Genomic DNA, 22,710 nt, shown 5'->3' on the forward strand with positions numbered 1-22,710 from the left:
AAACGAGCCCGTCATGATTCTGCCCTGGCTAATCCTGATCCCCTTCATCGGCGGCCTGCTGTGCTGGATCGCGGAGCGCTCCAGCTCCACGCTCCCGCGCTGGATTGCGCTGCTGACCATGTCCCTGGAACTCGCGCTCGGCCTCTGGCTGTGGGCGACCGGCGACTATTCATTTGCACCGGCCCCTGGCGCCGATCCAACCTGGGCGCTTGAGTTCAAGCACGCCTGGATCGCGCGCTTCGGCATCAGCGTGCACCTGGCCCTCGACGGCCTGTCGTTGCTGATGATCCTGCTGACCGGCCTGCTGGGTATCCTCTCGGTGCTCTGCTCCTGGAAAGAGATCCAGCGTCACGTCGGTTTCTTCCACCTGAACCTGATGTGGATCCTGGGCGGCGTCGTCGGCGTGTTCCTGGCGCTGGACCTGTTCATGTTCTTCTTCTTCTGGGAAATGATGCTGGTGCCGATGTACTTCCTCATCGCGCTCTGGGGTCACAGTTCTTCGGACGGCAAGAAAACCCGGATCTACGCGGCGACCAAGTTCTTCATCTTCACCCAGGCTTCCGGCCTGATCATGTTGGTGGCGATCCTTGGCCTGGTCCTGGTGAACTTCAACAACACCGGCGTGATTACCTTCAACTACGCCGACCTGTTGAAAGTGCAGATGTCCAAGACCACCGAGTACGTGCTGATGCTCGGCTTCTTCATCGCCTTCGCGGTGAAGCTGCCGGTGGTGCCGTTCCACTCCTGGCTGCCGGACGCCCACGCCCAGGCGCCGACCGCAGGTTCCGTGGACCTGGCGGGTATCCTGCTGAAGACGGCGGCCTACGGCCTGTTGCGCTTCGCCCTGCCGCTGTTCCCCAATGCCTCGGCCGAGTTCGCGCCGATTGCCATGACCCTGGGCCTGATCGGGATTTTCTACGGTGCGTTCCTGGCGTTCGCCCAGAGCGACATCAAGCGCCTGATCGCCTTCTCCAGCGTTTCGCACATGGGCTTCGTGCTGATCGGGATCTACTCCGGCAGCCAACTGGCCCTGCAAGGCGCGGTGATCCAGATGCTCGCCCACGGCCTGTCGGCCGCGGCGCTGTTTATCCTCAGCGGTCAGTTGTACGAGCGCCTGCACACCCGGGACATGCGTGAGATGGGCGGCATCTGGTCGCGCATCGCCTACCTGCCGGCCATCAGCCTGTTCTTCGCGGCCGCTTCCCTGGGCCTGCCGGGTACCGGCACCTTCGTCGGCGAGTTCCTGATCCTGATCGGCTCGTTCGTCAGTGCCCCATGGATCACGGCGATTGCCACCTCCGGCCTGGTGTTCGGTTCGGTCTACTCGCTGATCATGATCCACCGCGCCTACTTCGGTCCGGCCAAGTCGGATGAAGTGTTGCGTGGCATGGACGGTCGCGAACTGATCATGGTGCTCGGCCTTGCGGTGCTGCTGGTTTACCTCGGCGTCTACCCGCAACCGTTCCTCGACACCTCTGCCGCCACGATGCATGGCGTGCAGCAGTGGCTCGGCACCGCCTTCTCTCAACTCGCTTCGGCCCGGTAAGAGCGCTATGGAATTCACGATTCAACACTTTATCGCGCTTGCGCCGCTGTTGATCACCAGCGCCACGATCATCGTGGTGATGCTGGCGATCGCCTGGCGGCGCAATCACTCACAGACCTTCCTGCTGTCGGTGGCGGGGCTGAACCTGGCCTTGCTGTCGATCTTGCCGGCCTTGAAAGTCGCGCCACTGGCGGTCACGCCGCTGATCCAGATCGACAGCTTCGCCTGCCTCTACATGGCGTTGATCCTGGTCGCCACCCTGGCCTGCGTCACCCTCGCCCACGCCTACCTCGGCGATGGCGGTTCGGGTTACCCGGGCAACCGCGAAGAACTGTACCTGCTGATCCTGATGGCCGCCGCCGGTGGCCTGGTCCTGGTCAGCGCGCAGCACCTGGCCAGCCTGTTCATCGGCCTGGAACTGCTGTCGGTACCGGTCTACGGCCTGGTGGCCTACGCCTTCTTCAACAAGCGCTCCCTGGAAGCCGGCATCAAGTACATGGTGTTGTCGGCGGCCGGCTCCGCGTTCCTGTTGTTCGGCATGGCCCTGCTCTACGCCGAAGCCGGCACCCTGAGCTTCGTCGGCATCGGCCAGGCCCTGGCCGCCACCGGCCTGCCTAGCCCGATCGCGCAACTGGGCCTGGGCATGATGCTGATCGGCCTGGCGTTCAAGCTGTCGCTGGTCCCGTTCCACCTCTGGACCCCGGACGTCTACGAAGGCGCCCCGGCGCCCGTGGCGGCGTTCCTTGCCACTGCGTCGAAAGTGGCGGTGTTCGCAGTGATGGTGCGGTTGTTCCAGATCTCGCCAGTGGCCAGCAGCGGTGTGCTGAGCAACGTGCTGACCATCATCGCCATCGCGTCGATCCTGTTCGGTAACCTGCTGGCACTGACCCAGAGCAACCTCAAGCGTCTGCTGGGTTACTCGTCCATCGCCCACTTCGGCTACCTGCTGATCGCCCTGATCGCCAGCAAGGGCCTGGCCGTGGAAGCCATCGGCGTGTACCTGGTCACCTACGTGATCACCAGCCTCGGCGCCTTCGGCGTGATCACCCTGATGTCCTCGCCGTACAACGGCCGCGACGCCGACGCCTTGTACGAATACCGCGGCCTGTTCTGGCGCCGTCCGTACCTGACCGCCGTGCTGACCGTGATGATGCTGTCCCTGGCCGGCATCCCGCTGACCGCCGGCTTCATCGGCAAGTTCTACATCATCGCCACCGGCGTCGAGGCCCACCAATGGTGGCTGGTCGGCTCCCTGGTGCTGGGCAGTGCCATCGGCGTGTTCTACTACCTGCGCGTCATGGTCACCCTGTACCTGATGGAACCGAACCTGCGTCGCCACGATGCCGAGTTGCACTGGGAACAAAAGGCAGGCGGCGTGATGCTGCTGGCCATCGCCGTGTTGGCGTTCTTCCTCGGTGTGTACCCGCAGCCGTTGCTGACGTTGGTTCAGCAGGCTGGGCTGACGGGTTGATTGCCTGAGCGTCACCGAACAAAAATGCCCGTTTCGAGAGATGCGGGCATTTTTTTTGAGCAGGATTCGAGTGATCAAAAACCGTGGCGAGGGAGCTTGCTCCCGCTAGGCTGCGCAGCAGCCTCGATCAGCTCAACACGGACCATCGGGTAAACGATCGTTACGACTGCTACGCAGCCGAGCGGGAGCAAGCTCCCTCGCCATGGGTTGGTGTTTTTTCTGAAAGTGAGACGGTTTCTTATTACATCTGATAGTTTGCCGCAGAGAATATCGACAACAATCATCTACGATCATCCTTCAGAAGCGACTGCCTCAGAAGACAGGGCGTGTACCGCCAACTGCAATGGAGAAATCCGCCATGACAGCCACCACGAAAACCCGGTCGGTTACAGCTCACGTCCCGGTGCACCTGGCCGAAAAAGTCGACTTGATGGCCGAACGCCTCGGGCGCTCCAAGGACTGGATCGTTAAACAAGCGCTATTTGCCTGGATAAACCAGGAGGAGGAACGCAGTCTCCTGACCCATGAGGCCTTGGCCGATGTTGGCACCGGCCGAGTGATTGACCACCAGGCAGTGCAGGCTTGGGCCGATAGTCTCAACGGGGATCGATAACTTCGGCTCGACCAACCTGACTGCCAAAGCGCAGTGGCCTTTCCATTTGGTGATCGGCTGATATGTATGTCGATTCGAACGCGCCGTGGCAGGCCATCAGCGCAAACTGCAACGCATTTTTCCCCGGCTCATGCAGCTTGCACGACGCTGAAAATCAAGAACACTTCAATCCATTGTTTTTAAAGCATTTTAAAACCCGTCTCGGCTGGCACAGCTCATGCAATTCAGCTCTTACGCGGCGTCGGCGCTCGAAGCCTGCCCGCATCCGTGAATTGCCGAGGAGCTCCCCATGAATGCCATCGATCTGTTGAAAGCCGACCATGAGCGCGTCAAAGCCATCTTGACTCAACTGAGCGAGTCGACCGAGCGCGCCGTGAAAAAACGCACCGACCTGTTGGCGAAACTGGAAATGGAAATTTCCATCCACACCCGCCTGGAAGAAGAAATTCTTTATCCAGCGTTCAAGCAAGCCGGTGGCAAGGACGAGGCTGAAATGTATTACGAGGCCAAGGAAGAACACCGCACCGTCGACTCGTTGGTGCTGCCGGACCTGAAAACCACCGATCCAACTCAGCCGGAATTCGCCGGTCGGGTGAAAGTGGTCAAGGAACTGCTTGAGCACCACATCGAAGAAGAAGAAAAGGAAATGTTCCCCCACGCGAAAAAACTGCTGGGTAAGGCCAAGCTCGACGCCTTGGGCGCGGAAATGGAAACCATGAAAGCGCAGTACAAAAAAGAACTGAGCAGCGCCAACCTCGCCGCCTGATCAAAGCGCCAGATGCTTCAGCCGTCATGTGGCGGCTGAATGCGTTGCGCCGCTTTATTGCATTTGTTCGCGCAAGAATTCCACCAACGCCTGCACTGGGCGTGCACTTTGCCGATGCTGGGGATACACCGCCGATAGCGCCAACGGTTCGGTCTCGAAGCCTTCCAGGACCCTGATCAGCCGTCCCTCCTTCAAGGCATCGCCGAGGATGAAAGCGGGCAGATAGGTGATGCCCATGCCGGCAATGGCCGCGTCCCTGAGCAAATCACCGTTATTGGCGCGCATGCGCCCCGTGACCTCCAGCGTCAACGGTTTGCCCGCCCCCGCGAAACGCCACTGCACCTGACGGCTGTGACCATAGGGCAGGCAGTCATGGTTGCGCAGGTCCTCAGGCCGCGCGGGTATGCCTTTTTGCGCCAGGTAGGTCGGGCTGGCGCAATACACCCGCTCGATGGCCGCGATGCGCCGGGCAATCAGGGTCGAATCCTCCAGCCCGCCGCTGCGCAGCGCCAGGTCATAGCCCTCCCCCAGCAGATCCACCGAACGGTCGCTCAGGTCCACCTCGACGCTGACGCCCGGATAGCGTTGCAGGAACAGCGGCAACAGGCTGCCCAGGTGCGCCACAGCGAAGGACAGCGGTGCGCTGAGGCGAATCGTGCCGCGGGGCTCGCTGGTCTGGCCGCTGATGCCCTGCTCCACTTGTTCGACGTCATTGAGCAGGCGCAGCGCCGCTTCGTAGTAACGCTGGCCCAACGGGGTGACGTCCAGCCGGCGGGTCGAGCGATTGAGCAGGCGCACGCCCAGGCGCTGCTCCAGTGCCATGAGCTTGCGACTGACGAACTGCTTGGACAGCCCGAGCTTGTCCGCGGCGGCGGTAAAACTGCCTGACTCCATGACCTGGGCAAAGATGCGCATTTCTTCGAAGGGGTTCATTGTCATTTCGCAGGTGGACAGTCAGTAGATTCAGTGGGGCATTGTGATCGTGGCAAGACAAATTGCATAGCGTCGATGCCGGCAACTTAGATTAATGACTGGACACAAAAACGCCCGCTCAGGGGGTAATGCTGTTCACTTAAGAGAAACGATGAACCTGTGGCGAGGGCGCTTGCTCCCGCTCGACAGCGCAGCAGTCGTGAACCCGCGGGTGCGGTGTGTCTGATGCTCCGCATTCGGCTGGTTTGGGGCCGCTTCGCGGCCCAGCGGGCGCAAGCTCCCTCGCCACGGGATTGTCGTTTACCTTAAGTGAACAGCATCACCCACAAGGCGGGCGTCTTCCAGTAAAGACCGCTTACTTGGCCGTCAGCGCCGAGTAGCTGTTCATCAGGTTGCGGTAGTTCGGAATGCGCTGGGACAGCAGGCTGCCCAGGCCTTCGATGTCGTTGCGCCAGTCGCGGTGCAGCTCACAGGCCACCGAGAACCAGTTCATCATCTGCGCGCCGGCGGCCGTCATGCGCACCCAGGCGGCTTGTTGCACGGTTTCGTTGAAGGTACCCGAAGCGTCGGTGACGACGAACACGTCGAAACCTTCAGCCAGCGCCGACAGGGTCGGGAACGCCACGCAGACGTCGGTAACCACGCCAGCGATGATCAGTTGCTTGCGGCCGGTGGCCTTGATTGCCCTGACGAAGTCTTCGTTGTCCCAGGCATTGATCTGGCCTGGACGCGGGATGTATGGCGCGTCCGGAAACATTTCCTTGAGTTCCGGCACGATCGGGCCGTTGGGGCCCTGTTCGAAGCTGGTGGTCAGGATGGTCGGCAGGTTGAAGAACTTCGCCAGGTCGGCCAGCGCCAACACGTTGTTCTTGAACTCGTTGGGCGAGAAGTCCTGGACCAGGGAAATCAGACCGGTCTGGTGATCGACCAGCAGGACGACCGCGTCGTCTTTGTTCAGACGGTTGTAGGCGGGAACGTTGCTCATGGGGTGACTCCTTTGGGATGGATGTATTGAAAGCCAATGTGGGAGCGAGCCTGCTCGCGATGACGGTATGTCAGCTTGCGGCGATGTCGGATGTGCCGACGCCTTCGCGAGCAGGCTCGCTCCCACAAGGGGAGAATCGGTGTGTTAGTCAAAAGGCAAAGCAGGAACAGCCAAACGCGCCCCAGAAACCCTGGAAATCGCTGACCGGAACGTTCGACAATCGCGCCCGTTCGTGGCTATGGGAATGCACCTTGCACGGACCGCTGCACTGGTGGACTTGCGCCTGCAGCGGTGAGGCCGGGCGCCAGTGCCCCGGGACCTTGACCACGGGCGACCAGTCCGGCAGCACCGGGACGCTGGCTGGGCCGAGGTTTTCGAAGTCGCCAGCGGCGTACACCACTTTGCCGTCCACTACGGTCAGCACCGACTCGATCCACTTGATGGCTTCTTCCTCGACGCTGAAGAAGTCCGCGCTCAGGGCCGCCAGGTCCGCCAGTTGGCCGACCTTGATCTGGCCTTTCTTGCCCTGCTCCGACGAGAACCAGGCACTGCCGTGGGTGAACAACTCCAGCGCGGTCAGGCGCGGCAAGCCCTCTTCGTGCAACGACAGGCCGCCGACGGTGCGGCCGCTGACCATCCAGTACAACGAAGTCCACGGGTTGTAGCTCGACACGCGGGTGGCGTCGGTGCCGGCGCCCACCGGCACGCCTTCGGCGAGCATGCGCTTGATCGGCGGCGTGGCTTCGGCGGCCTTGGCGCCGTAGCGGTCAACGAAGTATTCGCCCTGGAAGGCCATGCGGTCCTGGATCGCAATACCGCCGCCCAGTGCCCGTACACGCTCGATGTTTTTCGGCGTGATGGTTTCGGCGTGGTCGAAGAACCACGGCAGGCCATTGAACGGAATGTCGCGATTGACCTTCTCGAACACGTCGAGCATGCGGCTGATGGATTCGTCGTAGGTGGCGTGCAGGCGGAACGGCCAGCGCTGCTCCACCAGGTGACGCACCACCGGCTCCAGGTCCTGCTCCATGCCCGGCGGCAGATCCGGGCGCGGTTCGAGGAAGTCTTCGAAGTCCGCCGCCGAGAACACCAACATCTCCCCGGCGCCGTTGTGCCGCAGGAAATCGTCGCCCTGGTGCAGCTTGACGCTGCCGGTCCAGTTCTTGAAATCGGTGAGTTCTTCCTTGGGCTTCTGGGTGAACAGGTTGTAGGCGATGCGCACCGTCAACTGCTGCTCGCGGGCCAACTGCTCGATGACCTCGTAGTCGTCCGGGTAGTTCTGGTAGCCGCCGCCGGCGTCGATGGCGCTGGTCAGGCCCAGGCGATTGAGTTCGCGCATGAACTGGCGGGTGGAGTTGACCTGGTATTCCAGCGGCAACTTCGGCCCTTTCGCCAGCGTCGAGTACAGGATCATCGCGTTGGGCCGCGCCACCAGCATGCCGGTGGGCTCGCCCTTGCTGTCGCGTACGATCTCGCCACCCGGCGGGTTCGGCGTGTCGGGGGGGTAGCCGGCGACACGCAGCGCGGCGCGGTTGAGCAAGGCGCGGTCATACAGGTGCAACACGAACCCGGGCGTATCGGGGGCGGCCTGGTTGAGTTCTTCCAGGGTCGGCATGCGCTTTGCGGCGAACTGGAATTCGTTCCAGCCGCCCACCACGCGAACCCATTGCGGCGTTGGCGTGCGGTCGGCCTGGTCCTTGAGCATGCGCAAGGCATCGGCCAACGACGGCACGCCTTCCCAACGCAGCTCCAGATTGTAGTTCAAGCCACCCCGTATCAGGTGCAGGTGCGAGTCGTTGAGACCGGGAATGACGGTGCGGCCCTTGAGGTCGATGACCTGGGTACCGCTGCCGCGCAGGGCCATGGCCTCGGCGTCGGTGCCCACGGCGACGAAGCGGCCCTGGCTGATAGCGACCGCACTGGCGCGGGGCTTCTCGCGATCGACGGTGTGGAATTGGCCATTGAACAGAATCAGGTCGGCGATCATCGGTTTTTCCTTCAACAATGGATGTGCGGACAAATCCGTGGCGAGGGAGCTTGCTCCCGCTGGGCTGCGAAGCGGCCCCAAAAAGAGCGGACGCTGCGCGTCCAGCGGGAGCAAGCTCCCTCGCCACAACAGTGCTTGTCACAAAAGTTCGGCGCTGCTTAGGGCTCCAGGGGTTCGGGGGCCTTGGAAGCTTCCAGCCACGGCGCGAACAGCCGGGTCGCCAGCGGCATGCACACGTACACCACCGAGAGCACGATGGTCACGGTGATCAAAAACGTGGCGACCACGTAGTTGGACAGAAAGGCATTGAGTTGCAGCAACGGGCCCCAGAGCAACGGCACCAGCAAGGTGTGCGGCAGGATGACCAGCAGCGTCACCACCGATTGCTTCCAGCGCGGCGGTGGCGTGGCGGCATCGGCCAACGGGGCGAACCAGAATTCCTTGTGCGAACCGACCTCGATCTGATCACCGTCGGCCAACACTGGCGCAGCCTCGGCCACCAATTCACGCCGCTCGGGGGAGTCCAGCCAGCGCTGCATGGCTTCGGTGGAGCGAAAACGCAGCACGCAGGTAAACAATGACAATCCGTCCTGCTTGCCCCGCACAACGTCGACGCCCAGATGGCCCGGCCACTGGCCGGCCACGGTGACGATGCGCCGCAACCAGGCCTCATAGGCATCGTTCTGCCCGGCTTTGATTCGGTGCTTGACCACCAAGGTGACGATTTCATCGAAACCGGGTACCGCCGGGCTCGCGGTTGATTCGAGGGTTTGGGACTCAGGCATGACGCAGCACTCCATCAAAACGCGCGTTCAGCGCCAGGCGTCCAGGGCCGGCAATGAACACGCTGGTAAATACAATCAACAGCAACCAGCCAAACTGCCCTTCTTCCAAGCTCCACTGCGGATGCACCACCAGCAACGCCACGGCCAGCAGGAACAGGATCGGCAGGCACGCCAGGCGCACCAGCACACCGGCCATGATCAACAGTGGGCACAGCACCTCGGCGAAAATCGCCAGGACCAGGGTCGGCGCGGCGCCGAGGTGGAACGGGTCTTCGATGCGGGTCAGCTCGCTGCTGTAGTTCAAGCGCTTCGGCAAGCCATGGACCCACAGCAAAAACAACCCGCCGCTCAGGCGCAGGAACAACAAGCCCAGGTCCTGCAACGGGCGCTCATCGGTCAGGTTCATCGGTGGGCTCCGTCCGCGGCCGCAGCGGCCGGCAGTGGGTGCGACATGTGGCTGGCGATGCGCGACCGCAGCCAGCGGTCGGCGGGGTCGTTGTCATGCACGCCGCTCCAGACCATCGACAGTTCGGCGGCGTTGATCTCGAACGGCGGGTCCTCGGCGCGCAACGCGCAGCCTTCCACCAGCGCGCAGGCGGCGTAGTCGGGCACGGTGGCGATCAGCTCGGTGCCCGCCAACAATGCTCGCAGCCCGCTGAATTGCGGCACCGCCAGCACCACTTTTCGGCTCCGGCCGATGCGGGCCAGGTCCAAGTCGATGTTGCCGCTCAGGTCGCCCGAAAACGAAACCATGGCGTGGGGCCGCGAGCAGTATTCGTCCAGGGTCAGCGGCCCCGGGCGCTTGTCGCCGCGCAAGACCTTGCAGGGAATGTCTCGCAGTTTCTTACGCTTGGCATTGGCCGGCAGGTCGGTGGTGTAGCTGACGCCGACGCTGATTTCACCACTGGCCAGCAGCGAGGACATCAGCAGGAAATTGGCCCGGCGCACCACCACGATGATCCCCGGCGCTTCTTCGCGCAGTTGGCTCAGCAGCGGAGGAAACAGGCCGAATTCGGCATCGTCGGACAGACCGATGCGAAACACGTCGCAACTGGTGGACGGATCGAACGCCTTGGCCCGGCTGACCGCGCCGGAGATGGTGTCCATGGCCGGTTGCAGCTCTCGCAGGATCGCCAGGGCCCGCGGCGTCGGTTCCATGCCGCGACCGTGACGGATCAGCAACGGATCGTCGAACAGATCCCGCAACCGCCCCAGCGCCGCACTCACCGCCGGCTGGCCCATGAACAGCTTTTCGGCGACGCGGGTCAGGTTTTTCTCGAACATCAGCGCCTCGAAGATCACCAGCAGGTTCATGTCGAGACGGCGTAAATCGTTGCGGTTCATGGGGGTTGTTCCTGTTGAATGCCAAACCTGTGGGAGCGAGCTTGCTCGCGATAGCGGTGGGTCAGCTTGCATCGATGTTGAATGTAATGACGCCATCGCGAGCAAGCTCGCTCCCACAGGTGTGTGGTTTGATCAACCCTGGATGAACGCCAACAGGTCCGCGTTCAAGCGGTCCTTGTGGGTATCGGTCAGGCCATGGGGCGCGCCCGGGTAGACCAGCAACTGCGCGTTCTTGAGCAACTGGGCAGCGGCAATGCCGGCCGCTTCGATGGGGACCATCTGATCGTCATCGCCGTGCACCACCAAGGTCGGCACGTCGATGTTGCGCAGGTCTTCGGAAAGATCGGTCTCCGAGAACGCCTTGATGCAGTCGTAAGTGTTCTTGTGGCCGGCCTGCATGCCTTGCATCCAGAACCAGTCGATCATGCCTTGGGAGACCTTGGCGCCCGGGCGGTTGGCGCCGAAAAACGCGCTGGCCACGTCTTTGTATAGCTGAGAACGGTCGGCCAGGGAGGCTTGGCGGAAACCGTCGAACACTTCGACCGGCAAGCCACCAGGGTTGGCCGCGGTCCTGAGCATCAACGGCGTCACCGCCGAGATCAGGCCGAGCTTGGCGACGCGGGCCGCGCCATGGCGGCCGATGTAGCGCGCCACTTCACCACCGCCCGTGGAGAAGCCGATCAACACCGCGTCTTTCAAGTCCAGCCGTTCGATCAGCTCAGCCAGGTCATCGGCGTAGGTGTCCATGTCGTTGCCGTCCCAGGGTTGGCTGGAGCGCCCGTGTCCACGGCGGTCGTGGGCGATCACCCGGTAGCCGTTGGACGCCAGGAACATCATCTGCCCTTCCCAACTCTCCGAGTTCAGCGGCCAGCCGTGGCTCAAGACCACCGGCTGGCCAGGGCCCCAATCCTTGTAGTAAATCACGGTGCCGTCGCGGGTGATGAAGGTGCTCATGACAGGGTTCCTTGAGGTGGGTGGATCGCTTCATGGTCCGGCCGTAGGGGACGTTTGCGTGAGTTAAACGTTGTTAATTTTTTCGGAACGGCGGTGTTAAAAACCCGCTTTTGTGGCGAGGGAGCTTGCTCCCGCTGGGCTGCGCAGCAGCCCCAGAACTGTCACCTCGGAGTGTCAGATTGGTTGGGAGGTGGGGCCTTTGGGGCCGCTTCGCGGCCCAGCGGGAGCAAGCTCCCTCGCCACAGGTTCGGCGTCTGGAAGGCCGGGAGTAGAGCCTGCGCCGTTGCGCTTGAAGCCAAACCTGAGGAATATGCTCGGGTAAAGCCCGGGCATCGGGACCAGAACATTGAGAGCACCATGAGCCACTACCTCAGCCTGCCCGTCGAACAGCCGGTGCACTTCGGCCCTTACCGGGTCCATCCGCGCCAGCGCCTGGTGCTGGAGGGCGAGCAACCGTTGCGCCTGGGGCGGCGGGCCGTGGAGATCCTGCTGGTGTTGCTCGAACACGCTGGCGAGGTGGTGAGCAAGCAGCAACTGATCGCCCGGGTCTGGCCCAGAAGCGTGGTGGAAGACACCAACCTGCGCGTACACGTCGCAGCCCTGCGCAAGGCCCTCGGGGACGGCCAGGCCGGGCAGCGCTACATCGTCACCGTGGCGCAGCGCGGCTACAGCTTCGTCGCGCCGCTGGCTTTCGAATCCCTTGACCCATTGGCGCGCATCCCCCATCCGTCCCTGGCGCGCAACCTGCCACTGCAGCGCACGCGCCTGATCGGCCGCCAGGCCCTGGTGGAAAACCTGGTGGCCCAGCTGCCGCGAAAACGCTTCATTACCCTGGTCGGCACCGGCGGCATCGGCAAGACCACCGTTGCCCTGCGGGTCGCTGAACGGCTGATCGGCCATTACCGTGACGGCACCCACCTGCTGGACCTGGCGTCGCTCAACGACGCGGCCATGATCGCTCCCAACCTCTGTGCGTTGCTCGACCTGCCCCTGCAGGACGGCGATCCGCTGGACACCCTCGCCCGACAGCTCAAGGAACGGCATCTGTTGCTGGTGCTCGACAACTGCGAGCACCTGATCGACGCCATCGCCCAGCTCAGCGAAACCTTGCTACGTGGTGCGCCTCACCTGCACATCCTGGCCACCAGCCGCGAAGGCCTGCGCGCCGAAGGTGAACACATGCAGCGCCTGGACGCCCTGGCGTTCCCGCCCCGTGAAATGCCCATCGAGGGTTATCCCGCCCTGGAGTACCCGGCACTGCAACTGTTTGCCGAGCGTGCGATGGCCAGCCGTGACGACTTCGAACTGACCGACCGCGAGGTGCCGTTGGTGATCGACATCTGCCAGCGTCTGGACGGCATTCCCCTGGCCATCGAGCTGGCCGCCGGACAACTTGGCCGCTTCACCCTGGAGGCGCTTCACCGACACCTGCAAGACAGCGTCGCCCTGCTCCACAACGACACCGGCGCCGCACCGCGCCAGCAGACCCTGCGCGCCACGCTGGACTGGAGCTTCGCGCTGCTCACGGCCTGCGAGCAGACCTGCCTGCGGCGGCTGGCGGTGTTCATGGGCAGTTTCAACCTGGCCTCGGCCGCGGCAGTGATCGTCGGCCAGCATGTCGCACCCGAACAGGTGCTGGTATCGATCAGCCAGTTGGTCGCCAAGTCATTGCTCAACGTCGAGATCGGCGATGAAGAGGTGCGCTATCGCCTGCTGGACACCACCCGCCGCTATGCCTTGGAAAAACTCGCCGAAGCCGGGGAACTGACGGCCAGCCAGGAACGCCACGCCGAACGCTGCCTGGCGCTCATGGGACAAGCGGAAAGCGATTGGGAAAACACCCCCACCCGATTGTGGATCGCCCGCTACGCCGACTATCGCGATGACATCCGCGCCGCGCTCGACCGAGGCCTGGGCCCGCAGGGTTCTCACGCCGTGGCGATTCGCCTGACTGCTCGCACCCTGCCCCTCTGGCAGGAACTGTCGCTGCTCAAGGAACACGGCCTCTACGTCAACCGGGCGCTGAACTTGCTGCGGGCCAGCCCCAATCCCTGCCCACGCTTGACCCTGGCCCTGGAACTGGCCCACGCCAGTTTCAACTACCACACCGAGGGCGGTACACCGGCCACCGTGCGGGCCTTCGCCACCGCCCGGCAGTTGGCCCGGCAATGCCAGGACCTGGCCGGCGAGCTGCGGGCCGTGTCCGGGCAAATGACCGTCGACCTCAGTTGCGGCCACTACCAACAGGCCTTGGACCACAGCCTGGATTTCGATCGGTTGGGTTTGCAAGGCGACCCGACCCTGTCCTTGAGCGCCCAACGCCTGCGGGTGCTGGCACTGCATTTCACCGGTGACCAGGGCGCGGCGCGGCATGAAGCCGAGCAAGTGATCCAGCGCCTGGCCCAGAGCGGCCACCTCAGCCGCTTCAGTCACGGCTTCGGCGTGCAATACGACCAGAGCGTGGCGGCGCTGACGATTCTGGCGCGGATCCTCTGGCTACAAGGTTTTGCCGAGAAAGCCCGGCGCACCGCCAACCTGGCGTTGCAGATCGCCCTGCAGATCAATCACGGCATTTCGATCTGCTACACCCTGGCACTCACCGGTTGCGTGATCGCCCACTACAACGGCGATCATTCAACCACGCGGGAAAGGCTCGATCTGTTGAAGCAGCAGGCGAAGAAACATTCGGTGATGCTGTTCCACGACTGGGCCTGCCATTACGCCTGCGTATTGGATGGTGAGACGCTGGAGACGAGTGCGACAAACGGGCTGATCCAGGACATCGGCGTCACCCTGCGCCCTGAGTTGGTCAGCCCGGCGCAACTGGAACGGGCCCGCACGGGTACTGCGGGCTGGTGTTCGGCGGAGATCCTGCGGGCCGGCGCCGAAACCTTGCTGGCGCGGAACGAGCCGTCCCTGGAGGAAACCGCCGAAGCGCAACTGCTGGACGCCATGGCCGTGGCCCGTCGTCATCAAGCCCTGGCCTGGGAACTGCGCAGCGCGACCTCCCTGGCCCGCTTGTGGCAACGTCAAGGGCAGGTGCATGCCGCGCAGGAACTGCTCGGGCCGGTCTACCGCCGCTTCAGCGAGGGCTTCGACACCCCCGATCTATTGGAAGCCGACGCGCTGCTCCAAACGCTGACTCGCCGGTTGGGGCCGTGAACGCCGCGCCCCCCAGGCACCTTGCAGTACGTAACGCCGATGGAACACAGGCCACTGACCACTGCGCCGCAGTTTGTCCATGGCGTAGGCGCGAGTGGTGTGCAGCAGTCGAAACCGCCCGCCCTCAGCCAACGGCTCGACCATCAGCAGTGACACGCTCGCCAACCGCAACAGCAACCTGGGCACCTGCCCGACATTCAGTTCAGCGCAACTGATCACGGCCTGCGCCGCCTTGAGCGTAAACGGCCCCTCGAACACCGCCAGGCGTTGGAACGCGGTTCGTTCGTCAGCGCTCAAACGCTCGACACTCGAATCCAGCACCGCCTCCAGGCTACGATGCCGGGCCACTGCGGTACGCCGCCCATGGCTCAAGAGGGACAATCCGTAGTCCAACTGTTCGAGCACCCCAGCCACCCCCAAGGCGTCGACCTGGGCCGCCGCCAATTCCAGTGCCAGCGGCAAGCCGTCCAGGCGCTGGCAAATCTGGGAGAGGATCAGCCAGTCGCGGCCATGGGGCTTGAAATCCTGCTGCCGGGCGCCTACCCGCTCAATCAACAGCTGCACCGCCGGGCATGCCACGATCTGGTGCTCCGGCTCGAGGGGCGACGCCACGGCCAGGCCCGGCAGTGGCACGATTTTTTCGCCCGACAGTTCCAGCGGTTCGCGGCTGCTGCACAAGAGCGCCACCCCCGGTGCCGTCACAGCCAACGCCTGGGCCAGTTCCCGACAGGCGCCGAGCACCTGCTCGCAGCCATCGAGCACCAGCAACATCCGGCAGGATTCCAGGCGCCGGCCTAAAGTCTCATTCGCCAGGCCCAGCGCGCCGGCCCCCTGAGCCGTCACCTGCGAGGGCTCGCTGATGGCGGCCAGGTCAACGAACCAGGCACCGTCGTCAAAATGTTCAAGCAACAGCTGCGCCACCCGCAACACCACCGTGGTCTTGCCGACCCCGCCCGGGCCGGTCACTGTGGTCAGGGCTTGACGAGGCACTTGCGCCAACAACCGTCCCAGGATCCTGTCGCGGCCGACCACCGGGCTCAAGCGCGTGGGCAAGTTGTGTCGCTCGGCTGGGGGACTGAACGGCGCCTCGATGTCCTCGTGAACCGCCAGGCAATAGCCTTGTCGCGGGTGGTTGAGGATATAGCGCGCGCCATCGCGCCCGTCGCCGAAGGCCCGCCGTAGCGCCGCGATGTGCACCCGCAGGTTGATGTCTTCCACGACGCTGTCAGGCCAGACGTGGGCGATGAGGGTTTGCTTACTGACATAACGGCCGGCGTGCTCCACCAGCACCTGCAAAACATCCAGGGCGCGACCACCCAATGCGAGTGGCTGGCCGGCACGGGTGACCAGCCGCTGCTGCCGGTAGAAGGCAAACGGACCGAAGCTCACCGCCGGCTCGCTGTCGGGTTTGACGAAACTGTTCATGGGCGATCCAGCGCCGGAAAACCGGTGCGGGCGTCAGCGTGCGGATCACCGAACACGTCTGCCCTGGGCTCCTGCGCATCCTTTCCAAGGGGTTCGCCGTTATCTTGGCAGGCGCACGCCACAGGACAATGCTGGCACAGGGAGCACCACGGACATCACGGTGCCTTGGACGGACACCGACGGCTCAACTGAACTGCTGACGATATTGCACCGGGGTCAGGCCGAGCTTTTCACCAAACAGAAAACGCATGTGCCGCACACTGCCGAAGCCGCTGCGAAACGCCACGGTCTTGAGTGGCAGGTCAGTGGTTTCCAATAACTGACGCGCCCGGTCGATGCGTGCGCCTTGCAGGAACTCCATGGGCGTCATCTTCACTTCCCGGGCAAAGACCCGGGCGAAATGCCGCGCACTCATGGCGGCCAGCGCGGCCATGCGTTCGATGGTGAAGGGCTCTTCCAGGTGCTCCATCACATGATTCTGCACCCGGGTGATGGCCGATTCCTGTGTCGACACCGCCGCCACCGAGGGACTGAACTGCGCCTGCCCACCCTGGCGTTTCATCACCACCAGCAACACCTTGGCCACGTCCAACGCGACTTTGCGGCCATGGTCCTGGGCGACGATGGACAGGGCCAGGTCGATCCCGGCGGTGACGCCGCCCGAGGTGATCAGGCGGCGGTCCTGCAGGAAGATCTTGTCGGTTTCCACCAGGGCCTTGGGGAAACGCTGGACCAGGCGTTCGGTATAATGCCAATGGGTAGTGACGCGATAACCGTCGAGCAAGCCCGCCTCACCGAGCACAAAGGCGCCGGTGCAGATGGAACCGTAGCGCGTCGCCCGTTGCGCCGCGGCGCGCAGCCAGGTGTGCAGCCCCGGATGCTGGTCGTTATAGGCCCCCGGCCCGCCCGGCACCAACAACACGTCATAGGCCGCCCAGGCTTGGTCGATATGGATATCGGCCTGCACCGCCACGCCGTTGGATGCGCGCAACGGCCCGCGCTCGGTCCCCAGGGTCAGCAGTTGATAACGCTGGTTCGTGTCGAGGTAACGATTGGCGATGGAAAACACCTCCAGCGGCCCGGCCATGTCGAGCAGCAAGAAATCCGGGAACAGCACCATTGCAACGGTTTTCATTAAAAAGACGCCAAAAAAATCCAGAAACTGTAAATGCCCCTGTGGGAGCGAGCTTGCTCGCGATAGCGGAGTATCAGCCACATGAGTATTGGCTGACCTGACGCCATCGCGAGCAAGCTCGCTCCCACAGGTTTTGTGTAGCGTCAAAGCTTCAGCATTATGTCGAAGCGAAGCATCCGCCGGTAGGCATTCTCGATTGTCCACTCAAAACGGACAGTCTTTCGTTTTCCACCTGCTTATTGAATATCTCGGCAACCATTAACCTTCTTCTGAACCCGGCGAACGGCCCCAGCCGCCGCCCAAGACATCAGGAGAATTCATCATGCTGACCCTTCGCAAAGCTTCGGACCGCGGCATTGCTCGCCACGGCTGGCTGACCTCGTTCCACACCTTCTCGTTCGCCAGCTACCGCAACCTCAACGAACAGGGCTTCTCCGACCTGCTGGTCATCAACGACGACCGGGTCGCCGCCGCCAAGGGTTTCGGCCAGCATCCGCACCGGGACATGGAGATCTTTTCCTATGTGCTCGAAGGGGCGCTGGAACACAAGGACACCCTGGGCACGGGCTCGGTCATTCGCCCCGGTGACGTGCAGTTGATGAGCGCTGGCAGCGGCGTGGCCCACAGCGAGTTCAACCACAGCGCGGACGAGCAGGTGCACTTCCTGCAGATCTGGATCGTGCCCGACGTCAGCGGTGCCACACCCCGCTATCAACAGGAGCACTTCAGCCGCGAGCAGAAACTGGGACGCCTGCAATTGATCATCTCCCCGGATGGCGCCGACGGCTCGCTCCAGGTGCGCCAGGACGCGCGGGTCTACGCCGGGTTGTTCGATGGCGAGCAACGCGCCACCCTGACCCTGGCAGCGGATCGTTATGCCTACGTGCATGTCGCCCGGGGCGCTGTCGAGCTTAACGGCGTGCAATTACAGGAAGGGGATGGCGTGCGGGTGCGCGAGGAGCAGGCCCTGACCTTGAGCCATGGCCAGGATGCCGAGGTGCTGGTGTTCGATCTGCGGCCGCAGGAATTGCCGCAGATGCCGTGAAGCACCGTGGGAGAACTGCCACAGATGACATGGATCAACCTCTAACCCCTGTGGGAGCGAGCTTGCTCGCGATGGCGGAGTGTCAGTCACATGAGTATCAACTGACCTGACGCCATCGCGGGCAAGCTCGCTCCCACAATGCACCTCAGACGAAAAACGTCTAAAAGAAGTCAGCCGATGGGTCAAATTCAGGCTTTGATCTAGTGGAGCTACAGCACGCCTCGGACAGCATCATCGTCTAATCTGAACGCGCTCGTCTGTTGCCACGAGGTACGTCGACCTATAAAGTTCCCGAAAATATTTCGTTTCTGACCGACGGTCATTAATACTGCCCAAAGCAAATTGACCCAACGCTAGAGCCTAGGCAAAATGATTTCACTTTGCCACTAATTCTCTCCTGACTTGCTTATTCACGGAAGAAAGCATGAAAACCGCCATATCCTTCGCTTTAATCTCGATTGCGTGCACTGCGACCGCGGACGTCCAGAACATCAAATACCTATATGATGATTCGGATGCCGTGTACTCCATCGTCTCGTCTGTCGACAGCGGTTCAGCCATCCAGGCCACCGTGCAGAGAAAGGGCACTTACTTCACCAACTACACGAAACTGGAACTCGACTGTGCCAGCCGCAATGTACGGCACATGGGCATGTACAACAGTCTCGCAGGGTTGGAGAAAGCCGAGTTCGACCAGATGCAAGGACGGATCATCGACGGCTCGATCGCCGACGAAGTCGGCAAGACGCTGTGCAAGGAGACGACCTTGACCGCATCGCAAGCCGCTCCGCAAACCGAGGACCTGCCTACCGAAACACAAACCGACGATAACAGCTGATTTGTGTCCGTGACGCGGGAGCTGTGTGGGAGCAAGGCTTGCTCCACCTGGCTCCCGCACAGCTCCGGCAACGCCCTCTCCCCGCCCTAGATATTCATCCCTGATCAACCAGCGCCTTCATCGCAAGGCTTGCTTGCGCTCCGATTTCGAACGGTAGCTGCCAGGCGGTACACCGAAGAAATCCCGAAAACGACGCTGGAAGTGCGGCGAACTGACGAAACCTGTCGCCACGGCGATTTCGGTCACGGACCGATTGGTCTGCTGGATGAGTTGGCGCGCGCGCGTCAGGCGCAGCTCCAGGTAATAACGTGTAGGGGTCGCACCGAGAAAACTGCAGAAACGCCGCTCCAACTGGCGCTTGGAAATCTTTACGCACGCCGCCAGCTCATCGATGGTCAAGGGCTCTTCTACGTTCTGCCACATCAGTTCCAACGCCAACTTGAGGCTTTCCGGCAGCGTCGGGTCGGTCTCGACAAAAACCGGCGGCAGGTCTGTCGCATCCTCGCCGGACTCATCGCAACGCAGGAGTTCCTCGATAGCCCCCCCCAACATCGCCCCGCCCGTCTGGCGGATCAACTGGAGCATCATGCGCAGCGAACTGTTGGCACCCGCGCAACTGACCCGCTCCCGGTCAACCCCATAGGCTCGATTGGACACCTTCACATGGGGGAACACCTCCGCCATCATGGCGCGGCTTTCGGGGTGAACAGCGCACTCGAAACCATCCAGCAGATTGGCATCCGCCACAAAGAAGGCACCGTTCCACAGCCCGCCCAGGATCGCCCCGGACGTTGCATTGGCCCGCAGCTTGCGGCGCAGCAAGGGATGGCCTTGCAACTTCACGCGAAAGCCCCCGGCAACGATCAGCACATCCTGGTTTTCCGGTATCTGCGCCAGTTCGATGTCCGTCGAGATGACAATGCCCAGGTCGCTCGTCACCTGCCCACCCGACACCCCCACCGTCAGCACCTCGTAGAGGGGCATGTCGCTCCTGAGGTTGGCGGTCACCAGCGCGTCCACGGCGCCGGTGAAAGACATCATCGAGAAGTTGTCCATCAATACAAACGCGACGCGGATCGGCGCCTGGCTGGCGGGTGCCGATCCAAGTGGCCGATAAGCCATGTTCTTGTTTTTGAGTACGCTCTCGAATGCGCTTGGCATAGGGCCTCGTTAGTACATTAAAGATGAGGATTGGCTGCACGTGGGTGCCCTGCCGCAGGGCGAAGGCGCAGGACAGACCACGTTATCTTCCAGGCAAGTCAAGCCGGCTGCATTCGCACCTGCGCCGTCTACCGGTCGGCCCGCGCCAAAAAAGGCGAGCCTCAAGTGCCTACGACTTTGGTCGATACACTGGCAGTAGGCATGGGCGCTTTTCCCTTCCAGAGACTCGCAACGCCAACCACAGCTGTTTCCGCCGTCCCAACACTTAAAATATTCCGCGGGAGAAGTCATGAATATCAAACAGAAGCTGACATGGGCGTTCGCGACCATCGCCTGCCTTCCCGTTATCCTGGTGGCGGTGCTTGTCGTACTGAACCTGCGCGACGCTGCGAAAGCCAACTTCCTGGACAGCAGCGGCCGAGAAATCCGCCAGATCGACAACGGCATGAAGCAGTTCTTCGATGGCATCAGCCAGAACGTCGAATACTTCGCCAAGGATCCACGGATCGTCGCAGCCAAGGATCTGAAAAACTACGCCGGTGCCGACGCCGCACAAATCCCGCTTACCGAGAACAACAAACAGCTTCTGGAGATCTTCGACCGATTCGCCAAGAGTCACCCGACGACCGCCTACCTTTCCCTGGGCCTGGCCGACGGCGGGTATGCCAGTTGGCCTGACGACCCCAAAATCTCCAACTACGACCCACGGGTGCGTCCATGGTACAAGGCGGCCATCGCCGCGCCGGGTACCACCGTGCGCACCGACGCTTATTATTGGGCGCCGGATGATGTGTCGTTGATCGGCATCGTGCACACGGTTTCCGATGCCGCCGGCAAGCTGGTGGGCGTGGTCGGCCTGGACGTGTCGCTCAAGCAACTGACCGAATTGGTGAAGAACATCAAGCTGGGCGACAGTGGCTACCTGATGCTGGTGGAAGCCAACGGCAACGTCCTGGTGGACGCCGCCGATGCCAAGCACAACTTCAAGCCGCTGGCCGACCTGGGCCCCAACTATGCCGAGCTGGCCAAAAGCAGCGATGGCGTGACCCAGATCGAGATCGACGGCGTGCCCTACATGGCCAACGTGGTCAGTTCCAAAGGGTTGGGCTGGCGCTTCATCGGCCTGATCAAGCGCGATGAAGTGATGGCCGAGGCTTCGAGCCTGACTTGGCTGATCGCCGTCATCGCCGCCGCGCTGGCCGTGGTCTTCGCTGTGGTGGGCGCCAGTTTCGCCAGCGTCATCGTGCGGCCGATTCGCGGCGTAGCCAACGGCCTGCAGGAAATCGCCGAGGGTGAAGGCGACCTCACCCGTAAGCTCTCGGTGCAAGGCAAGGACGAAACGGCCACCCTGGCGGGCTGGTTCAACCAATTCCTGGGCATGATCGCGCAACTGATGCAGCGCATCGGCAGCGCCTCTTCCGGCTTGCAGACCGCCGCAGCCGATACCAGCCACGTGGCCCAGAACATGAACGACGCCGCCGGGCGCCAACGCCAGGCCGTTGAATTGGTGAGCACCGCGTTCAACGAATTGGTCGCCACCGCCAACGAAGTGGCCCGCTCGTGCAGCCAGGCCGCCTCCAGTGCGGACGAGGGCTATCGCGATGTACACGATGGCCAGCACCATATCGGCGAAGCCACGGGCAGCGAGCTGAAACTGAGCGAGGACCTGCAGCAGTCGACCCAGACCATGCAGGCGCTGGAACAGGACAGCAAGAACATCAACACCATCCTCCACACCATTCGTTCCATCGCCGAGCAGACCCACCTGCTGGCCCTCAACGCCGCCATCGAGGCCGCGCGCGCCGGTGACCAGGGTCGCGGCTGTGCGGTGGAAGCCGATGAGGTACGGGCCCTGGCCCGCCGCACCGCCGACTCCACCGGCGAGATCGACAGCCTGCTGGGCAACCTCGCACGGCGCACCCAGGAAGTGACCCAGCAGATGCAAAGCAGCCTGCAGGTGTCACACACCAGCGTCGAGCGCATCCAGCAGGCGCGGGACAGCTTCGACAAGATCCGCAACTCGGTGGACTCGATTCGCGACCAGAACACGCAAATCGCCACGGCTGCAGAGCAACAGCACCAGGTCGCCGAGGACATCAACCGGCACATCGCGCAGATTCATGCCGATGCGCAGCTGGTTGAAGAGTTTGCTCACACGGCGCAGACCGGCTCGGGGCGCTTGACGGATATTTCCGGACAGCTCAAGGGGTTGGTGGGACGCTTCAAGTTCTAAACCGGGCTTACGTCCACTGAAGATCAAATGTGGCGGCGGTTTGCTCGCGAAGGCGTTGTCACAGCCAATGAATAGGCTGGATGTGCCGGCCTCTTCGCGAGCAAGCTCGCTCCCACAGTGGACTTGAGCTGTACGCAATGTCTGTGTTCACCACAAAACCCTGTGGGAGCCGAGCTTGCTCGCGATGGCGGCGGTACATCCAGCATCCCAGTGACAGGCATACCGCTTTCGCGAGCAAGCTCGCTCCCACCGGCGTTTTTCAAGGTAGTTGTCGCGTCACCGTTTTGTTATGCCACTTTTGCGATCACAGTAAGCTCTCTTTCAGGG

The 22,710-nt window shown here is 62.6% G+C and carries 18 protein-coding genes and 1 pseudogene; 9 read left to right on the forward strand and 10 right to left on the reverse strand.

Translation table 11 applies throughout. The annotated features are described in order from the left end of the window. Positions 1–13: 13 nt before the first annotated feature. The 4 genes from nuoM (at position 14) to HGO40_RS11005 (ending at position 4,396) form a co-directional block, all read left to right on the forward strand. Complete coding sequence (gene nuoM, locus HGO40_RS10990; protein WP_250963001.1) at positions 14–1,546, forward strand: NADH-quinone oxidoreductase subunit M; 1,533 nt, start codon at positions 14–16, stop codon at positions 1,544–1,546. A gap of 7 nt (positions 1,547–1,553) precedes the next feature. Further along, complete coding sequence (nuoN, locus tag HGO40_RS10995) at positions 1,554–3,017, forward strand: NADH-quinone oxidoreductase subunit NuoN (RefSeq protein ID WP_003203388.1); 1,464 nt, start codon at positions 1,554–1,556, stop codon at positions 3,015–3,017. Positions 3,018–3,375: 358 nt separating this feature from the next. Then, the gene (locus HGO40_RS11000) at positions 3,376–3,630 is read left to right on the forward strand and encodes a CopG family ribbon-helix-helix protein (RefSeq protein WP_250963002.1); all 255 of its coding nucleotides are present in this window, start codon (positions 3,376–3,378) and stop codon (positions 3,628–3,630) included. A gap of 289 nt (positions 3,631–3,919) precedes the next feature. Continuing rightward, complete coding sequence (locus tag HGO40_RS11005; protein WP_053123224.1) at positions 3,920–4,396, forward strand: PA2171 family ribosome-binding persister protein; 477 nt, start codon at positions 3,920–3,922, stop codon at positions 4,394–4,396. A 54-nt stretch (positions 4,397–4,450) separates the two neighbouring features. On the opposite strand, the gene HGO40_RS11010 is transcribed toward HGO40_RS11005, so the two are convergent. From HGO40_RS11010 to HGO40_RS11040, 7 genes are all read right to left on the reverse strand, one after another. Beyond that, positions 4,451–5,329 carry a LysR family transcriptional regulator gene (locus HGO40_RS11010; protein WP_250963003.1) on the reverse strand — a complete coding sequence of 293 codons (879 nt, stop codon included), beginning with the start codon at positions 5,327–5,329 and terminating at the stop codon, positions 4,451–4,453. Between the two features lie 355 nt (positions 5,330–5,684). Beyond that, positions 5,685–6,314: an isochorismate family cysteine hydrolase YcaC gene (gene ycaC, locus HGO40_RS11015; protein ID WP_250963004.1), complete on the reverse strand. Its 630-nt coding sequence runs from the start codon at positions 6,312–6,314 to the stop codon at positions 5,685–5,687. A gap of 148 nt (positions 6,315–6,462) precedes the next feature. Beyond that, on the reverse strand, positions 6,463–8,301 hold the full coding sequence (locus HGO40_RS11020; RefSeq protein ID WP_250963005.1) for an amidohydrolase: 1,839 nt from the start codon (positions 8,299–8,301) through the stop codon (positions 6,463–6,465). A 158-nt stretch (positions 8,302–8,459) separates the two neighbouring features. Then, positions 8,460–9,086: an antibiotic biosynthesis monooxygenase gene (locus tag HGO40_RS11025; RefSeq protein ID WP_250963006.1), complete on the reverse strand. Its 627-nt coding sequence runs from the start codon at positions 9,084–9,086 to the stop codon at positions 8,460–8,462. Next, positions 9,079–9,492: a DoxX family protein gene (locus HGO40_RS11030; protein ID WP_250963007.1), complete on the reverse strand. Its 414-nt coding sequence runs from the start codon at positions 9,490–9,492 to the stop codon at positions 9,079–9,081. Before HGO40_RS11030 ends, HGO40_RS11025 begins: the two co-directional genes overlap by 8 nt. Further along, the gene (locus HGO40_RS11035) at positions 9,489–10,430 is read right to left on the reverse strand and encodes a LysR family transcriptional regulator (protein WP_250963008.1); all 942 of its coding nucleotides are present in this window, start codon (positions 10,428–10,430) and stop codon (positions 9,489–9,491) included. Before HGO40_RS11035 ends, HGO40_RS11030 begins: the two co-directional genes overlap by 4 nt. Before the next feature lie 132 nt (positions 10,431–10,562). Continuing rightward, entirely contained in the window at positions 10,563–11,384 is an 822-nt protein-coding gene (locus HGO40_RS11040) for an alpha/beta fold hydrolase (protein WP_250963009.1), read from the reverse strand. 357 nt (positions 11,385–11,741) lie between these two features. On the opposite strand from HGO40_RS11040, the gene HGO40_RS11045 reads away from it, so the two are divergent. Further along, positions 11,742–14,546 (forward strand): ATP-binding protein, encoded by a 2,805-nt coding sequence (locus tag HGO40_RS11045; protein WP_250963010.1) that lies wholly within the window; start codon positions 11,742–11,744, stop codon positions 14,544–14,546. Here HGO40_RS11045 and HGO40_RS30510 read toward each other — a convergent pair. Both HGO40_RS30510 and HGO40_RS11055 read right to left on the reverse strand, forming a co-directional pair. Next, a complete protein-coding gene (locus HGO40_RS30510; protein ID WP_284739071.1) occupies positions 14,493–15,971 on the reverse strand; it encodes an ATP-binding protein in 1,479 nt (492 codons plus the stop codon). The two genes, HGO40_RS11045 and HGO40_RS30510, sit on opposite strands and share 54 nt — an antisense overlap. A 184-nt stretch (positions 15,972–16,155) precedes the next feature. After that, on the reverse strand, positions 16,156–17,106 hold the full coding sequence (locus HGO40_RS11055) for a GlxA family transcriptional regulator (protein ID WP_207961439.1): 951 nt from the start codon (positions 17,104–17,106) through the stop codon (positions 16,156–16,158). Between the two features lie 322 nt (positions 17,107–17,428). Here HGO40_RS11055 and HGO40_RS11060 point away from each other — a divergent pair, with 322 nt between their 5' ends. Together HGO40_RS11060 and HGO40_RS11065 are read left to right on the forward strand one after the other, a co-directional pair. After that, on the forward strand, positions 17,429–18,151 hold the full coding sequence (locus HGO40_RS11060; protein ID WP_250963011.1) for a pirin family protein: 723 nt from the start codon (positions 17,429–17,431) through the stop codon (positions 18,149–18,151). A 424-nt stretch (positions 18,152–18,575) separates the two neighbouring features. Beyond that, positions 18,576–18,989: a hypothetical protein gene (locus HGO40_RS11065; protein ID WP_250963012.1), complete on the forward strand. Its 414-nt coding sequence runs from the start codon at positions 18,576–18,578 to the stop codon at positions 18,987–18,989. Between the two features lie 117 nt (positions 18,990–19,106). Here the strand turns inward: HGO40_RS11065 and HGO40_RS11070 are convergent, their stop codons facing one another. Next, complete coding sequence (locus tag HGO40_RS11070; protein ID WP_250963013.1) at positions 19,107–20,150, reverse strand: GlxA family transcriptional regulator; 1,044 nt, start codon at positions 20,148–20,150, stop codon at positions 19,107–19,109. 289 nt (positions 20,151–20,439) lie between these two features. On the opposite strand from HGO40_RS11070, the pseudogene HGO40_RS30815 reads away from it, so the two are divergent. Together HGO40_RS30815 and HGO40_RS30820 are read left to right on the forward strand one after the other, a co-directional pair. Beyond that, positions 20,440–21,522, forward strand: a pseudogene (locus HGO40_RS30815) (HAMP domain-containing protein); the annotation flags it as partial. 93 nt (positions 21,523–21,615) lie between these two features. Further along, on the forward strand, positions 21,616–22,383 hold the full coding sequence (locus HGO40_RS30820; protein WP_502943263.1) for a methyl-accepting chemotaxis protein: 768 nt from the start codon (positions 21,616–21,618) through the stop codon (positions 22,381–22,383). Positions 22,384–22,710 lie beyond the last annotated feature (327 nt).

The organism is Pseudomonas sp. CG7, assembly GCF_023701885.1.
In the GTDB taxonomy this organism is placed as follows: Bacteria; Pseudomonadota; Gammaproteobacteria; order Pseudomonadales; family Pseudomonadaceae; genus Aquipseudomonas; species Aquipseudomonas zanjanensis.